This window comes from Succinispira mobilis DSM 6222 (assembly GCF_000384135.1).
GTDB classification, from domain to species: Bacteria; Bacillota; Negativicutes; order Acidaminococcales; family Succinispiraceae; genus Succinispira; species Succinispira mobilis.
Map to the genome: position 1 here is coordinate 790,014 of NZ_KB913028.1, position 16,461 is coordinate 806,474.

Below are 16,461 nucleotides of genomic sequence, written 5' to 3' on the forward strand. Positions count from 1 at the left end.
GTATTTCAAAGCTTTTTATAGTATCCTAAAAGCCGAATTGATAAAATCCTTGTTTTAGAGGTGAATTATCTTGGAAAAATATTATTTGGCTACATTGAAACTGGTAAAAGGCCTAGGTGATCGTAAAATTTTACGCTTATTGGAAATTTTTCAAACAGCAACAAGAATTTGGCAGTTATTGCCTAGAGAATTAGAACAAACGAAATTGTTGACTACAGTAGGCTTACAACATTTACAGCAATTGAAAAAGGAAAATATTCCAGAACGGTTACGTGAAATTTGCGTAAGGCAAAATATAAAAATCATCACATACCGAGAAACTGAATATCCAGAAAGCTTGCGACAACTCTGTGATTGTCCAATATTGTTGTATACAAAGGGGCAGGGTAATTTAACCGCTACTTATAACTTAGCTGTGGTTGGGCCGCGCGAAGCTAGTCTCTATGGTAAGCAGGTTGTGGAGTATTTATTGCAAGCGTTAAGTAAAACCACGCAACAAGTACAGATAATAAGTGGAGGCGCACGTGGTATTGACACCAAAGCACATCTTGGTGCTTTAGAATATGGTTTACCAACGATCGCTGTTTTTGGTTGTGGTTTAGATCAAGCCTATCCGCCAGAAAATAGCAGGTTATTTGAGCAGATTCAAACAACTGGGTTGATTGTATCTGAATATCCCCCGGGTAGTAAAGCTAGTAAATTCACTTTCCCAGCTCGAAATAGAATTATTTGTGGTTTGAGTCGTGGCGTGGTGCTAGCAGAAGCCCCAGAACGTAGTGGAGCTCTGATTACGGCAGAGCTAGCTTTGGAAAACGGACGCGAAGTTTATTGCGTGCCAGGTAGTATTTTTTCGAAAAATACTGTAGGGGTGCATAATTTAATAAAGCAAGGTGCTAAATTGATAACTAACATAGAGGATATTTTGATTGATTTTCAAGATGATTTTAAAGTTGGAAATAGACCTAAAAATATCTTTTCTGGTAGCGATCAATATCAACAAATATCATTAAAAGAAGCTACTAATGGCCTTGAATTAGACGAAAAGCAAAAAAATGTTTATAATAGCCTAGACTATCAGATCGAACTAAGTGCAGAAGACCTTTTATGTAAATTGCAAATTGAACTTAGCGAACTTAACTTAGTGCTGTTGCAGTTAGAGATGTATGGCTTAGCAGTGAGAAATGAATATAATAAAAAATACTTACGAAAATAGAGGAGTGTTGTGGTTTGGGAAAAACGTTATTAATTGTTGAATCCCCAGCAAAATCTAAAACTATAGAAAAATTTTTGGGTAAAAATTATGCAGTAGCAGCTTCGATGGGACATCTTCGAGATTTGCCGAAAAGTCAATTTGGTGTTGATGTAGAAAACGATTATACGCCTAAGTACATTAATATTCGTGGCAAAGGGGATTTGATAAAAAAATTGAAAACCCAAGCGAAACAAGCTGATAAAATTTTTCTAGCAACTGACCCTGATCGCGAAGGCGAGGCAATTGCGTGGCATTTAGCTCATATTTTTAACATTGATACTGAACAAATTTGTCGGGTGGAATTTAACGAAATTACCAAAAATGCTATTCAGCAAGCTATAAAACAACCTAAAAAAATAGATTTAGATAAAGTAAATGCTCAACAAACTAGAAGAATTTTAGATAGAATTGTAGGTTACAAATTAAGTCCACTGTTGTGGCGTAAAGTTAAAAGAGGACTAAGTGCGGGTCGCGTTCAGTCGGTGGCTGTTAAAATAATTTGTGAGCGCGAGCAAGAATATCTGAACTTCAAACCACAAGAATACTGGACTTTTACAGTTAGTTTGAGTAAAAATGATAAAAGTAAAGAGTTTACTGCGGAACTAGTTAAAATTAAAGATAAAAAGCTTCATATTGATAATCAAGGTGCAGCAGAAAAAATAGTTGCCGAATTAAAAAATATTGATAAATACCTTGTGGAAAATATTGAAAAAAAAGAAAAACGTAGGAAACCAGCGGCTCCTTTCACTACTAGTTCTTTGCAACAAGAGGCAGTTCGCAAACTAGGGTTTACTACTAAAAAAACTATGATGTTAGCGCAACAATTGTATGAAGGTTTGGCAATAGGGAAAAGTGGGCATATGGGTTTAATAACTTATATGCGTACTGATTCTACGCGCATTTCTTTACAAGCTCAAGCTGAAGCTAAAGAATATATTACTAGTGTTTTTGGAGCAGAGTACTATCCCTCAAAAGCTAATGTTTATGTGGGCAAGAGTGCCGCTCAAGATGCACACGAAGCAATACGTCCTAGTGATGTTACAAAAACACCAGATTTAATTGAAAACTATTTAACTAAAGACCAATATAAATTATATAAATTAATTTGGCAAAGATTTTTGGCAAGCCAAATGGCACCAGCTATATCGGATAGCACGGCTTTGACAATTAGAGCGCAAGATTATTTATTTAAAAGTAATGGTTCCAAACTTAAATTTATGGGATTTTTGGTATTAGATAGCAAACGTGATTTGGATAAGGATGTTATTTTGCCAGAACTAGAAGTGGAAGATTTATTGAAATTGCGCAGTGTGCCAGAACCAGTGCAACATTTTACCGAACCGCCACCTAGATACAACGAAGCAACACTGGTTAAAGAGTTAGAAGAATTGGGTGTAGGTAGGCCTAGTACGTATTCACCTACAATTCAAACAATTATAGATCGTGGGTATGTAAGACGTGAAGATAAAAAAATAGTACCAACTGAGTTGGGTATTTTGGTGATGGATCTATTGAAAACTTACTTTAAAGACATCGTGGATGTAAATTTTTCGGCTAAACTAGAGGAAAACCTAGATAATATTGCCGAAGGAAAAGCGGATTTAATTCATGTACTAGATGAGTTCTATCGCCCTTTTGCGGAAAAACTCGAATACGCTGAGCAAGAGATTGGCAAAGTTGAAATTCAACCAATTGTTTCGGATGTACAGTGTGAAAAATGTGGCAAGATGATGGTTGTTAAGCAAAGTCGCTATGGTTCTTTCTTAGCTTGTCCTGGTTATCCTGAGTGCAAGAATACCAAACCGATTATCAACTACATTGATGTTCCTTGTCCGTTGTGTCAAGAACGAGTTGGTGAATTTAAAACGAAAAAAGGACGAAGGTTTTACAAGTGTACTAGTCAAACAGGTTGTGAATTCATGAGTTGGAATAAACCAAGTGGGGAAAAGTGTCCAGATTGTGGTAGTTATATGACTGAAAAAATTGATAAAGCGCGGCGGACAGTAGTAGTCTGTGCTAATGATAAGTGTAATAAGGAGATTATTAAATGAATTTAGAAACAAATAGCCAGCCGGCTGTAAATGTAATAGGTGCTGGCTTAGCTGGTTGTGAGGCTACTTGGCAATTGATCAAGAGAAATATTCCTGTAAAGTTATATGAAATGCGACCGCTAAAAAACACTCCAGCACATCAAACCGCATATTTTGCAGAATTGGTTTGTAGTAATTCACTTCGGGCTGATAATGTAGAAAATGCAGTGGGCTTACTAAAAGAAGAAATGCGGTTGCTAGATTCGCTAATTATGAAATTTGCAAATTCACATAAACTACCGGCTGGCGGAGCTTTAGCCGTGGATCGGGAAGGATTTTCCAAAGCGATAACCGAGTTTCTTTACAAACATCCCCTAGTGCAAGTAATAAACGAAGAAATTAAAGATTTAAACAGTTTGGAAGGAATAGTAATTGTAGCCACTGGCCCATTAACTTCGGAAATATTAGCAAATAATATTAAGCAAATAACTGCTAGTGAGTACTTATATTTTTATGACGCAGCGGCACCAATAGTAACAGTAGATTCACTGGATATGAATAAAGTATTTCGCGCTTCGCGCTATGATAAAGGTGAAGCTGATTATCTAAATTGTCCGATGAGCGAAGCCGAATATAACAGATTTTGGCAGGAATTGGTAAAGGCAGAAGTTGTTAAACCCAAAGACTTTGAAAAAGAAATATTTTTTGAAGGTTGTATGCCCATTGAAGTTATGGCCGCGCGGGGTGAACACACTATGCGGTTTGGTCCATTAAAACCAGTAGGTCTAGTTGATCCTAGAACTAATGTTGAATCGTATGCAGTAGTCCAATTAAGGCAAGACAATGCCATTGCGACAATGTATAACTTAGTTGGTTTTCAGACACACTTGAAATGGCCTGAACAAAAACGAGTTTTTGGCTTGATTCCAGGCCTGGAAAATGCAGAATTTGTACGTTATGGGGTTATGCACCGTAATACTTTTATTAATTCGCCACAGTTACTTACTGATAAATTTTCCTTGCGCACGCAGCCTAATATTTTTTTTGCAGGACAAATTACTGGAGTTGAGGGTTATGTTGAATCGGCAGCATCTGGGTTGATGGTAGGCATAAATGCAGCCCGCTTGTATAATAACCAGCCTTTACTTGAATTTCCCCGAGAAAGTGCACATGGCTCTTTAGCGAATTATATTAGCTGTGCGGAACACAAGAATTTTCAACCGATGAATATAAACTTTTCTTTAATTCCTAGCTTACAAGAAAGAATTAAAAATAAGAAGTTGAAAAATGCCAAAATAGCAGAAATTGCCTTAAATAGCATTAAAAATATAGAATTGTGAAAAAACTTACTGGATTGAGATTTTTTACTATTGACTAAATAATAAAAAAATTATATTATAATATAGTATATAGCGTGTAAATATATCAAAGTTTTTGCTTAATTAAAAATGCTTTGAATATTACAAGCGCTAGCTTGTTAATGTATAATTTGCAGAAATGGACGTAGATGCTAACTATTCTTTAATATAATTTAAAGAGTAGTTAGTTGCTTTATTTAATTTATAAAAAAATTCAATACATTACAAAATTTTAGGATAGGAGAATTATATGACAGCATTATTAGAAAAAACACGTAAAATTAATCGTTTGTTACAAAAGTCTGAAAAAGTTGATTATGCAGAAGTTTCACACGTGATGAGTGAAGTAATGGGAGGCAATGTTTACATTGTATCTAGACAAGGCAAAATTTTAGGACATTCTCTATTAGACGATTTTGAATGTAAGTTAATGTTAGAAAAGGTAATAAAAAAAGAAGTTTTTCCTGAAAGATATGTAGAGTGGTTAATGCGAATTACGGAAACATACCCCAATGTGCTTTTAAAAGACCATATGTGTGCTTTTGAAGAGGGAACTAAATGCATTTTCTCTGGTAAATTCACGACGATTGTACCTGTTTATGGTAGTGGTGAACGAATTGGAACATTAATTTTAGCTAAATTTAGTTCAGAGTTCAATGATTCCGATTTATTATTGTCAGAATATGGTGCGACAGTAATCGGGATGGAGATCCTTCGTGACCGCACAGAAAAAATTGAAGAAGAGGCCCGTAAAAAAGCAACTGTGCAAATTGCTTTAGCGACTTTATCGTATTCAGAACTAGAAGCGATTGTACATATTTTGGGTGAGTTAAATGGGACTGAAGGCTTATTAGTTGCTAGTAAAATAGCAGATCGAGTAGGCATAACTCGGAGTGTTATCGTGAATGCGCTACGCAAATTTGAAAGTGCGGGAGTTATTGAATCTAAGTCTCTAGGCATGAAAGGTACTTATATCCGTATTTTAAATGACTTGTTGTTGGATGAATTGAAAAAATTAAGATAATAATAAAAATATGAAACTAGGATACTAGACTAATAATTAAAAATTAGCCTAGTATCTTTTTTTTATATCGACATAGCGCAAGTTTACAGACAAAAAGGCTTTTACAATATCAATTTATGTTATATAATATGTGTTATATAATGACAGATGTAAAAACAAAACCATGTAGTTTATAAAAATAGAGATAGGAGCGTATTTATGAATTTTTTAGACAAACAGAAAACTTTTGTTGTTCTTGATAAATCTCTGCAAGCCTCAGCATTAAGACATAAAGTTATTGCTAATAATATTGCGAATATAAATACACCGCTCTTTAAAAGAAGTGAAGTTAGTTTTGAAAATCAATTGGCAGAAGCCTTGGCTGAAGAAGCGCCTGTTGATTCTAAACACAAAAAAGAATTACCGTTGAAAACAACAAACCCCAAACATTTTACAAACATCAGTGCAACGAGACCGAAACTTACTTTAGATGAGGTAGTTGCTCAAAAAGTGGAAATTCCTGATGAAAGTATGCGTAATGACCAAAACAATGTAGATATTGACCGCGAAACTGCAGACATTGCAAAAAACAGTATTTATTATCAGGCTGTAGCCGCACGTTTGAGTAGCTATACGAGTACTTTAAAGCAAGTTATTGAAGGGAGAAAATAAGAATGGGTATGTTTAATGCTATTGATATCGCCGCTTCAGGAATGACAGCAGAGCGATTACGCTTAGATGTTGTTTCAAATAATTTGGCAAATGTAAATACAACAAGAACAGAAAATGGCACGCCTTATAGACGTCAAATAGTTGTGTTTGAACCGCGCGAAGATTTCGAAAGTGTGTTGCAAACTAATATAAATAAAGACAATAGCCAAGGGGCTAGAATTGATCAAGTTGGACAAGGGGTTCGAGCAAGGGCAATTATTGAAGATCAATCCCCGTTTAGAGCTGTTTACGAACCAGGACATCCAGATGCTGATGCGCAAGGTTACGTAATGATGCCGAATGTAAATGCAGTAGCCGAGATGATTGATATGCTTAGTGCTTCAAAAGCTTATGAGGCAAATGTAGCAGCTGTTAATGCGGCTAAAAGTATGGCTTTAAAAGCTCTAGATATCGGTAAATAAAGGAGCGGAAAAAAATGCGAATTAATGAAAATGTACAAACAATGCTAACTTCTGCTAGCAAAAGTGCCTTGACTCCAGAAAATGATAGTCCCGTTAATTTTTCTAATCTCTTAAAAGAAGCTGTTTATAAAGTGAATGAAACCCAGGTTCAATCGCAACAGGCGACCATGAAATTGGCTACGGGTGAAATTGAAGATATTTCTCAAGTCACAATTGCCGCGGAAAAAGCTGCAATTAACTTGCAACTAGCAATACAGGTGAGAAATAAGGCTTTGGATGCGTATCAAGAAATTATGAGGATGCAAATGTAGCAGGAGCGTTTTATCGTTCTGTTAGTTTATTGAAAGGATTGATAAGATGGCTGAATGGAAAGCGCAATTGCAGGCGGTTTGGCAAAAATTAAGCAAAACTCAACGATATGCAATTATGGGAGGAGCCTTAGCGGTATTTATAGCGATATTAGGTTGGAGCTATTGGTTAGGCGGTAAGGCGGAATATCAACCTCTGTACACAAATTTAGAAACAAAAGATGCAGGCGAAATAGTTAACAAGCTTAAAGAGCAAAAAGTTGACAATAAAATTAGTGATAACGGTAGTACGATTTTAGTGCCAGCGAAAGATGTTTATGCTTTGCGCCTATCTTTGGCAGCGCAAGGATTGCCTAGAGGCAAAAAAGGGTTTGAAGTCTTTGACCAAACAAAGTTTGGTACAACTGAATTTCAGAATAAAATGAATTATCTACAGGCTATGCAAGGTGAGATGGCCAGAACAATTGAAGAACTTAAAGAAGTTGAGTCCGCACGAGTGCACATAGTTATGCCTGAGGATAGTCTTTACAAAAAAAATGAAAAACCAGCAACTGCATCGATTATGTTAAAGTTGAAACCTGATGCTGAGTTGGATAAAAATCAAGTTAAAGGAATCGTTAATCTTGTAGCCCATAGTGTGCAAGGATTAAAACCAGAAAATATTACAGTAGTAGATAATTTTGCCAAAGTTCTAAATGTCTACGATGAAGAAGAGCAAAAAAATCAAGATAGCAAAAACAATAAGGCTTTTGCCTTAGATAAGTTTTTAATGACCAAAAAGATTCAAGATCAATTACAATATAACGTGCAATCATTATTAGATCAATCTTTAGGCCAAAATCGTGCAGCGGCACGAGTAACGGTGGAATTGGATTTTGATAAACGCTTAATAGATAAGCAAGTTTTTGCTCCAGTAGTAGAAGAAAAAGGTATTTTAAGAAGTTCACAAGATATTACCGAAAATTATCAGGGCACTGGCAAACCTCCGGCGGGTGGTCCAGCAGGCACAACTAGTAATATTCCAGGGTATCCAGCGGCGACAAACCAACAAACCCAGTCTAACTATGAGAAGAAAGATTCTACAAAAAATTATGAAATAAATGAAACCAAGGAAAAAATAGTCGTTGATCCAGGGGCAATTAAAAGGATTACCGTAGCGGTATTTATTGATGAAACTTTGACGCAAGCGCAACAAGAAGGTATTTCAAGAGTAGTTGCTTCTGCTTCAGGGATAAATCTTAATCGTGGTGACTTAGTTTCTGTAGAGCGAATTCCTTTCAATACTGATTTAGCGGAACAGAAAAAAGCTGAACAAGCTAAAGCTGAACAAGAACGCTATATTTACTATGGCTTAGGTGCGTTAGCGCTATTGATTGTTATTGTGGGAATGGTTATCTGGTATTTGCGTAAAAAGAGTGCCGAAGAAAGAGAACGTATTTTACAAGAACAAAGTTTCGCAGAACGGATGGAAAAAGAACGTTTGGCTACAGAGCGGATGATTGCTGAGAAGAAAATGTTAGCAGACTACGAAAAAGAACGTGCTGCGATGATTAGATCAGCTGAAGGTAAAGGTAGTGATGATGGTATGGATAGCTTTACCGGAGAAGAATTGAGCGAGGAAGAAAAATTCTTCAAAGAACAACAAGTTTTGGTGGAAAGTTTTGCTAAAGAAAATCCTGAAGAATTTGCTCAATTATTACAAGCTTGGTTGTCTGAGGAGTAATAGAATCGCGTTTTAAGAATAACAATTTTGAGGTGGTAAAATGTACGCATCATCGTCTTTATTAAGTGGAAAAAAGAAAGCGGCGATTTTATTAATAAGTTTAGGGCAAGAAACAGCTGCCAATATTTTTAAAAAATTAAAAGAAGAAGAATTAGAAGTTATAACTTTAGAAATAGCAAACCAAAAAAAAGTTACCCCCGAACAAAAACAGTTAGTAATATCTGAGTTTTACCAAATGTGTAAAGCGAAAGAATATATTAGCGAGGGTGGTTTAGACTATGCTCGTACAGTCCTAGAAAAAGCAGTAGGTCTAGAGAGTGCGCTTAGTGTTATCAATAAGCTAACTTCTAGCTTGCAAATCAGACCATTTGACTGTGTGCGCAATACTGATCCATCACAATTGTTAAATTTAATTCAAAATGAACATCCACAAACAATTGCGTTAGTTTTAGCTTATTTACGACCTGAACAGGCCGCAGCCATTTTATCGGCACTGCCTAATGATGTTCAGTATGATGTAGCAAGACGTATAGCTACTATGGATCGAACTTCGCCAGATATAATTCGTGATGTTGAAAAAGTTCTTGAACGTAAAATTAGTTCTTCTTTGGGAAATCAAGACTTCACTATTGCTGGTGGGGTAGAGGCAATTGTAGAGTTGTTAAACAGATCAGACAGAACTACAGAGCGCTCTATTATTGAAAATTTAGAATCACAAGATCCGGAATTGGCAGAAGAAATTCGCAAGTTGATGTTTGTATTTGAAGATATTATTCTCCTTGATGATCGCTCTCTACAAATGGTATTGCGTGAGGTAGAAAACAAAGATTTGAGTTTAGCTTTGAAGGGTGTGCCTAATGAAGTCGCTAATAAAATTTTCAAAAACATGTCCAAACGGGCAGCCGATATGTTGCGGGAAGAAATTGAATTTATGGGACCAGTTAGAATTCGTGATGTAGAAGAAGCGCAACAAAAAATTGTTAATATTATTCGCAAACTAGAAGATTCAGGCGAAATTATAGTTTCTCGTGGTAAAGGAGACGAAGTAATTGCGTAAGCTGATAAAATCTAACTGTACCCAAGAACAGCAACCTTTTTTGATAGTGCACAAACTGGATTCAGAATCTAAAGTTTTGTCTAAAACTAAACAGCAAGATTTAAAGGAAGAAAAAGAGAGTAATAATCAAGTTGCTAAGGATACTGAAGTTAGTCTAGAGGCTTTAGCAAAGCAGATAAGTGATAAACAACAGCTTTTGGAAAAACTAGAACAGGATTTAACAGATAAAGCAAATTGTAGTGAGGCTGTGTTAGAAAATGCACGGCGAGAAGCTGAAGAATTAATAGTTCAAGCTAAACTACAAGCTGGGGAGATTTTACTAGAAGCCAGAAAACAAAGCGACCAAATTGTCAAAGAATTTGAAGAGCAAGGGTTAGAGCAGGGAAAACTAACTGGCTATCAAGAAGGTTTTCAGCAAGGATTTGCCGAGGGGAAAGCCGAAGCACAACAAGAAGGCTTTAAACTAGGTTTAGAAGAAGGGCAGGCGCAAGGATTTATTGAAATTCAGACGCAAATGCAGACTACTTTGCTAGAAGCAGAAAACAAGGCGAAACAATTAGTAGCAGATGCTCAGACAGAAGCAGAGCAGACTATTACTGGCTGTGCCGATAAAGTTCAGACAACTATTTGGTTAGTGGCAGAGAAAATTTTGCATAAACAATTAACTTTAAAACCTGAATATGTTTTGGCCATAGTAAAGGCAGCCTTGGAAAAAGTTAGTAGCCAAGCGATGATAAAAATTTCGGTGGCACCGGTTAATAAAGAGTTAGTAGCGCAGCAAGTGCCGCAGTTAAAGCAATTATTTGAAGCGAACACTACCATGGAAGTTTTTGCTGATGAAAGCTTGAACAAGGCAGATGTTTTGATAGAAACTAATAATGGATTGGTAGATGCGAGGTTGGAAACACAAATGTCTCTTTTGAAAATGTGTGTTGAGGAGATTTTTACAAATGTTTGATGTGGACGCTTTGCAAGAAAAACTAAAACAATGTAATACAATTTTACTAAAGGGTAAAGTAACACAAGTAATTGGCTTGGTAATCGAATCTATTGGTCCAACGGTTATTTTGGGTGAATTGTGTTATATCAAAAGTCGCGAACAAAATATCATTAAAGCGGAAGTTGTAGGCTTTAAAGAAGGCAAAGTTTTGTTAATGCCATTAGGGGTTTTAGCTGGAATAGGACCAGGCTGTGAAGTTATTGCTTCCGAACAAACCTTATCGGTTAAAGTTGGCGAAAGTTTATTAGGCAGAATACTAGATGGTTTAGGAAATCCGATGGATGGTTTAGGTCCGCTTAATGAATCATTAAGTTATCCTTTAGAAAATATGCCCCCACCGCCTCTTACTAGAGCTAGAATTCGCGATAAACTTTCCGTAGGCGTAAGAGCTATTGATGGCTTGCTAACTTTTGGTTCAGGACAAAGGATAGGAATTATGGCTGGTAGTGGAGTAGGGAAAAGTACCTTACTTGGCATGATTGCTCGCAATACGGAGGCAGATATTAACGTCATTGCGCTAATTGGTGAGCGTGGTCGAGAAGTTCGGGAGTTTATTGAACGAGATTTAGGTGAAGAAGGGCTAAAAAGATCTGTAGTAGTAGTAGCAACTTCAGACCAACCAGCCTTAGTTCGTTTAAAAGGCGCACTTACGGCTACAGCAATTGCTGAATATTTTCGCGATCAAGGCAAACGAGTGGTATTGATGATGGACTCAGTTACACGTTTTGCTATGGCACAACGTGAAGTTGGCTTAACTGTAGGCGAACCGCCAGCAACTAGAGGATATACACCTTCTGTTTTTGCAATGCTACCTAAGTTACTAGAACGCACAGGTCCTAGCGACGTAGGCAGTATTACTGGTATTTACACGGTGCTAGTTGAAGGTGATGATATGAATGAGCCAATTGCGGATACAGTGCGGGGGATTCTTGATGGACACATTGTTTTATCGAGACATATCGCAGCGCAAAACCATTATCCAGCGATTGACATTTTAGCCAGCGTAAGTCGGGTAATGTTAGAAATTGTTGAAAAAAATCATTGGGATGCAGCTCAACAGTTGCGAAAAGTATTGGCGACTTATAAAGAAGCAGAAGACTTGATTAATATTGGTGCCTATGTAAATGGTAGTAATGCAAATATTGATATGGCCATTGCCAAAATTGAAAGTGCTAGAAAATTTTTGCAACAAGGCGTCTATGAAGTAGATAATTTTGACAGCACAATTACTCAACTATGTGCAGGATTTGCAAAGTAGGTTAGCTTATGAAAAAATTTGTTTTTAAACTAGAAGCTTTACTAAAGATTCGCAAACGGCAGGAAGATCAAGCACAGACAGAACTAACAAAAGAACGACGAATTTTGCAACAAGAAAAAATAAAGTTATTTGATTTGCAAGATTTGCGGGTAAATGCGCAAGCAGAATTTGAAGAACAAAAAAGTAAATATAAAATTTATATTCAAGATTTACTAATTTGGAATGAGTATCTTTCTCAAATTGATAAGCGTATTGAGCAGCAAACGGCCCTAATCAAAAATCAAGAGGATATCGTAAAAAAAGCGCTTAAAATATTAGAAGAAGCTATAAAGAAGCGTAAAGTTGTAGAAATGCTAAAAGAAAAGCGGTTGCAACAATATAATTTAGAACTTATTGCGCAAGAACAGATTGTTCTAGATGAGTTATCACTATCGATATTTACTAGAGCTTAAGTGGGGTGTACAATGAAGATAGGTAATGTTACGCAGGTTTTAAATAGAATAAATGAAATAGAAGCAAAATTTAACTTTAGCTCGGAAAACGACGATAAATCTTTTGAAAAGACTTTGCAAAAAGAGTTGCAACCAACAAAAGCAACTCAGAATCATGATAATAAAAAAACTCAAGATGTAAAAGCAATTTTGCAGGAAACTGCCCAAAGATATGGTGTTGACCCAACATTAGTGGATAATTTAGCCAAAACGGAATCCAACTACCAAACTGATGTTGTCTCAAGTGCAGGGGCTATTGGTGTGATGCAGTTAATGCCTGAAACTGCTCAAGAGTTGGGTGTGAAAAATGCTTATGACCCGCGCGAGAATATTGAAGGTGGCGTCAAGTACCTGAAAACGCTATTAAATAAATATAATAATACTGAACAGGCAATAGCAGCTTATAATGCGGGTATGGGTGCAGTAGATAAATATGGCGGAGTCCCGCCTTATGAAGAAACTAAAGAGTATGTTGCTAAAGTTTTAAATAAAAATTAGCGAGTAAAGCTTTGGGGAAGGATGTATAAATTTGCTTAATAAAATAAAAGAAATGTTTACCAGAAAAAAGGTAACAGCATCAGAAAACAAGCCGAATTCTGCTAAACAAGAAAATAAGCCTAATTTAAAGCAACGTGTTGCTGGCACCGGCTCAGCGTTCTTAAATTCAATGAAAAAAATTAGTATATACATCTTGTTATTGGCTGTTTTAGCTTTAGCAGCGACTTATGTATTATTAAAATATAAGTTGATAACACCTGAAGAGCTGGTGAAACTTACTAACATGCAAGATAATCCGAATGCTCAAATGGTAGTTGAAAAACTAGATGAGCACTTTAAACCAGTTGTCGAAGAGACTAAAGAAGAACCAAAGCCAGAAGATAAAAAAGATAGTAAAACCGAATTGAAGCCAGAAACAGCTGTAGTTGTTAAACCAACTGATGCTAAAGCTAAAGACAGTATTGATATAGCTGAAAAAAATAAAAAAATAATAGCTGAATTAGAAAAACAAGAGCAGGAACGACTATTAGAAGAGAAAAAGAGAATATCGAAGTTGGCGAGAATGTATGAAAGCCTGAAGCCCAAAGAGGCTGCAGATATTATAAATAAAATAGATGATAATACCGCGGTACAAATTCTTTTGAAAATGGAAGAAGAAACAGCCGCTAAAGTATTAGCTAACATGCCGTCCTTAAAAGCGGCAACCTTGTCTAAAGTTTTGATAAAGTATCGGGCAGAAAAACCGAAAACGATAACTTTACCAAACACTACTGATACTAATCAGCTAACAGCAAATGAACAAAATGCTGTTAGTAATTAGATATATTAAGAAAAAGGAGGTGAGTAAATGAGTGAAGCTTTAAATTTATTGGCGAAAAATACCCCAAAAACAGCTCCTGATAACTTCAAGTTAGAAAGTCGCAAAACTAATCGCGAGAGTAATTTTAGCTTAAAGAAAAACGAAAACACTTTTAGCAAGGTTTTATCAAGTAAATCCCAAAAAATTTCTGAATCAGAAGCTCTTCCAGAAGTTGATAATAGCAAAGCTTTAGAGCAACTTAATTTTTTGGCTAATTTAAATATGCATAAACAAGTTAGCGAAGACACTTCTACATCAGAACAGAATTTTGATGAGGAGAAAGCAGAATTACTAGCAACGTTTGCTGATATTGTGTTAGTTAAACCAGAAAAAATAGAAATTGCTCCGACGGAATCAATGCTAGCTATTCCGGGCGCACAGATGCCTAGTGTGAATAATCTGATGGCTGATGAAGTTGTGGATAATACTAAAGCCCTGCCAGAAAATTTGCCAATTAGCGTTATTAGCAGTGTAATTAGTGAAGATTTGCTACAAGAAATTGCACCAAAGGCAGTGCCCGCGAAGCAGGCAGTAGAGTCAACAGAAAACATGATTACGGTCGAACAGCGTTTAAACCTTGAAAAAACAATTACGACTGAAACTAGCAAACCTGAAACAACTGTAAATGATTTAAAGTTAGATACAGGTGTTGATTCTGTTGAAAAAACGAAAAACGGTTCTGGAATTACGAAGCTAGACGCTTCTATAGAAGATCCGGATACTGCTAAGTTAGACACAACAATCGTAAAGCCTAACTTGACCAAGGTTCCAAATCTAGCAGAAACCACAAAGGCAGACCTTGATAGCACCCAGAAATTGGAACAGGTGATTTTAAACAAGTTGGATACTACTACAAAACTTGCAATAAAGCCACCCGTAGATGCCAGTTTGCTACAACAAAAAATAATTTTAGAACAACAACCTGCAGAGTTTAAAGTGGCAGAATCCGAGACGGAATTGCCGCAAACAACTGCCGCACCAGTAGTTGAGACTTTAGCAATTGGGGCACAAACAGCTAATAACAATACCGGTTCTAATTTGGATTTTGCTCAAAGTAGTGTCGGTGGTACTATGGAAAAAAACACAGAAATTAGCAGTGCTACAAGCGATTTTAAAACTAGTCTAGAAACAGCACTTCCTAACAGTTCAGTAGAACTTACAGAAGATAAACTACGAACAGCAAGGCAGTTGGTAGAAAACGTACGTCTATTACAAAAAGCTGGAAACACAGAGATGATGATTAGGTTAAAACCAGAGCATTTAGGTGAAATGGTTTTAAAAATCAGTATTGTAAATGGTAGTGTTAATGCGAATTTCCATACTAACAACGCAGAAGCTCGGGGAATTCTAGAAGCCGCAATGCCACAACTGCGACAAGAATTAAGTCATAGTGGTTTTAAGGTGCATGATGTAGGTGTATATGCAGGTTTAGGTGAGTTTATGTCTAAAAAAGATGGACAAGATTCTTTAGCTTATAACCAAAAACAAAAACCAACTAACTTACAAAAAATCAATAATTCCAAACTAACCGAAACAGAGTTGCAGCAGTTGCAAGAACAAGGATTGACCGTTAATGAAGGGATTGACTATAAAATATAATGAGGTGTAAAAGATGGCAGTAACAAGTGTAGATAATAATTTAACCACGTATGAAAACAAAGTTACTGGAAAAACCAATACTGGCAGTACCATGGGGAAAGATCAGTTTTTAAAATTACTAGTAACGCAATTGCGCTATCAAGATCCAACTAATCCGATGGAAGACAAAGAGTTTGTTGCGCAAATGGCACAATTTTCTTCCTTAGAACAAATGCAAAACTTAAATAGTTCAATGCAGTTAAATCAAGCAATGTCCGTAATTGATAAAAAAATTACTTGGCAAGAGTCAGATGGGAACTACTATGCTGGGGTTGTAAGTTCTGTAAGAATGAAAGATAATAAACCATATTTAATGATTGATGATGTAGCGATTGATATGGAAAAAGTTGTGAAAATTGAACCGAAACCGGCAACAGCTACAGAAAACACAACGACTGATTAGTGTGATACAATAATGAACGATTTAAAATTAAACATTCTTTGTTCTCAAGTTGCTACAGTTGCTAATAAACAGAGTAATAACCAAAATACAAAAGCAACTTCTGTAGCTAAAGAACAAGTATTTAGTGAAGTTTTAAAAAATCAAATCCAGCAAGTTAAATTTTCCAATCATGCTACACAAAGAATGAATTACCGGAATATCAAGTTAGACGCAGCGCAAAATTTGCGGTTAGAAGAAGCGGTGTCAAAAGCAGCAGATAAGGGTCTGAAAGACAGCTTAATTTTGTTAGACAATAATGCTTTTATCGTAAATATCCCCAATAAGACAGTGGTGACGGTAGTAGATCAAACTAATCTAAAAGATAACGTATTTACTAATATTGATGGCGCAGTTATTATCTAGGCTGGACCTAATTAGGAAGCTTAAACTATTGAACGACAGAGATAGTTG

At 36.2% G+C, this 16,461-nt stretch carries 17 protein-coding genes; all 17 read left to right on the forward strand.

All coding sequences use genetic code 11. From position 1 onward, the window contains the following. Window positions 1-70 precede the first annotated feature (70 nt). Entirely contained in the window at window positions 71-1,213 is a 1,143-nt protein-coding gene (gene dprA / locus SUCMO_RS0103760; protein ID WP_019879159.1) for a DNA-processing protein DprA, read from the forward strand. Between the two features lie 14 nt (window positions 1,214-1,227). Continuing rightward, window positions 1,228-3,303: a type I DNA topoisomerase gene (gene topA / locus SUCMO_RS10305; protein WP_019879161.1), complete on the forward strand. Its 2,076-nt coding sequence runs from the start codon at window positions 1,228-1,230 to the stop codon at window positions 3,301-3,303. After that, the gene (gene trmFO, locus SUCMO_RS0103770; RefSeq protein ID WP_019879162.1) at window positions 3,300-4,622 is read left to right on the forward strand and encodes a methylenetetrahydrofolate--tRNA-(uracil(54)-C(5))-methyltransferase (FADH(2)-oxidizing) TrmFO; all 1,323 of its coding nucleotides are present in this window, start codon (window positions 3,300-3,302) and stop codon (window positions 4,620-4,622) included. Before topA ends, trmFO begins: the two co-directional genes overlap by 4 nt. Before the next feature lie 268 nt (window positions 4,623-4,890). After that, a complete protein-coding gene (codY, locus tag SUCMO_RS0103775; RefSeq protein ID WP_019879164.1) occupies window positions 4,891-5,664 on the forward strand; it encodes a GTP-sensing pleiotropic transcriptional regulator CodY in 774 nt (257 codons plus the stop codon). A 198-nt stretch (window positions 5,665-5,862) separates the two neighbouring features. Next, window positions 5,863-6,315 carry a flagellar basal body rod protein FlgB gene (gene flgB / locus SUCMO_RS0103780; RefSeq protein WP_019879165.1) on the forward strand — a complete coding sequence of 151 codons (453 nt, stop codon included), beginning with the start codon at window positions 5,863-5,865 and terminating at the stop codon, window positions 6,313-6,315. A 2-nt stretch (window positions 6,316-6,317) separates the two neighbouring features. Next, the gene (gene flgC / locus SUCMO_RS0103785) at window positions 6,318-6,776 is read left to right on the forward strand and encodes a flagellar basal body rod protein FlgC (RefSeq protein WP_019879166.1); all 459 of its coding nucleotides are present in this window, start codon (window positions 6,318-6,320) and stop codon (window positions 6,774-6,776) included. Between the two features lie 14 nt (window positions 6,777-6,790). Further along, entirely contained in the window at window positions 6,791-7,087 is a 297-nt protein-coding gene (fliE, locus tag SUCMO_RS0103790; protein WP_019879168.1) for a flagellar hook-basal body complex protein FliE, read from the forward strand. Between the two features lie 46 nt (window positions 7,088-7,133). After that, on the forward strand, window positions 7,134-8,807 hold the full coding sequence (gene fliF, locus SUCMO_RS0103795) for a flagellar basal-body MS-ring/collar protein FliF (protein ID WP_019879169.1): 1,674 nt from the start codon (window positions 7,134-7,136) through the stop codon (window positions 8,805-8,807). Between the two features lie 40 nt (window positions 8,808-8,847). Further along, a complete protein-coding gene (gene fliG, locus SUCMO_RS0103800; protein ID WP_019879170.1) occupies window positions 8,848-9,864 on the forward strand; it encodes a flagellar motor switch protein FliG in 1,017 nt (338 codons plus the stop codon). Continuing rightward, window positions 9,857-10,822, forward strand: a complete 966-nt coding sequence (locus SUCMO_RS10945; RefSeq protein ID WP_019879171.1) for a FliH/SctL family protein — start codon at window positions 9,857-9,859, stop codon at window positions 10,820-10,822. The genes fliG and SUCMO_RS10945 overlap by 8 nt, the downstream gene beginning before the upstream one ends. Continuing rightward, the gene (gene fliI / locus SUCMO_RS0103810) at window positions 10,815-12,122 is read left to right on the forward strand and encodes a flagellar protein export ATPase FliI (protein WP_019879172.1); all 1,308 of its coding nucleotides are present in this window, start codon (window positions 10,815-10,817) and stop codon (window positions 12,120-12,122) included. The genes SUCMO_RS10945 and fliI overlap by 8 nt, the downstream gene beginning before the upstream one ends. 8 nt (window positions 12,123-12,130) lie before the next feature. Continuing rightward, the gene (gene fliJ, locus SUCMO_RS0103815; RefSeq protein WP_019879173.1) at window positions 12,131-12,574 is read left to right on the forward strand and encodes a flagellar export protein FliJ; all 444 of its coding nucleotides are present in this window, start codon (window positions 12,131-12,133) and stop codon (window positions 12,572-12,574) included. 12 nt (window positions 12,575-12,586) lie between these two features. Beyond that, entirely contained in the window at window positions 12,587-13,111 is a 525-nt protein-coding gene (locus SUCMO_RS0103820; protein ID WP_019879175.1) for a lytic transglycosylase domain-containing protein, read from the forward strand. A 52-nt stretch (window positions 13,112-13,163) separates the two neighbouring features. Beyond that, window positions 13,164-13,931, forward strand: coding sequence for a MotE family protein (locus SUCMO_RS0103825; RefSeq protein ID WP_211209225.1), 768 nt, complete (start codon window positions 13,164-13,166; stop codon window positions 13,929-13,931). 27 nt (window positions 13,932-13,958) lie between these two features. Next, entirely contained in the window at window positions 13,959-15,569 is a 1,611-nt protein-coding gene (locus SUCMO_RS0103830) for a flagellar hook-length control protein FliK (RefSeq protein WP_019879180.1), read from the forward strand. A gap of 13 nt (window positions 15,570-15,582) precedes the next feature. Then, on the forward strand, window positions 15,583-16,011 hold the full coding sequence (gene flgD / locus SUCMO_RS0103835) for a flagellar hook assembly protein FlgD (protein WP_019879181.1): 429 nt from the start codon (window positions 15,583-15,585) through the stop codon (window positions 16,009-16,011). Between the two features lie 12 nt (window positions 16,012-16,023). Beyond that, window positions 16,024-16,413: a TIGR02530 family flagellar biosynthesis protein gene (locus SUCMO_RS0103840; RefSeq protein WP_019879182.1), complete on the forward strand. Its 390-nt coding sequence runs from the start codon at window positions 16,024-16,026 to the stop codon at window positions 16,411-16,413. The last annotated feature ends 48 nt before the right edge of the window (window positions 16,414-16,461 follow it).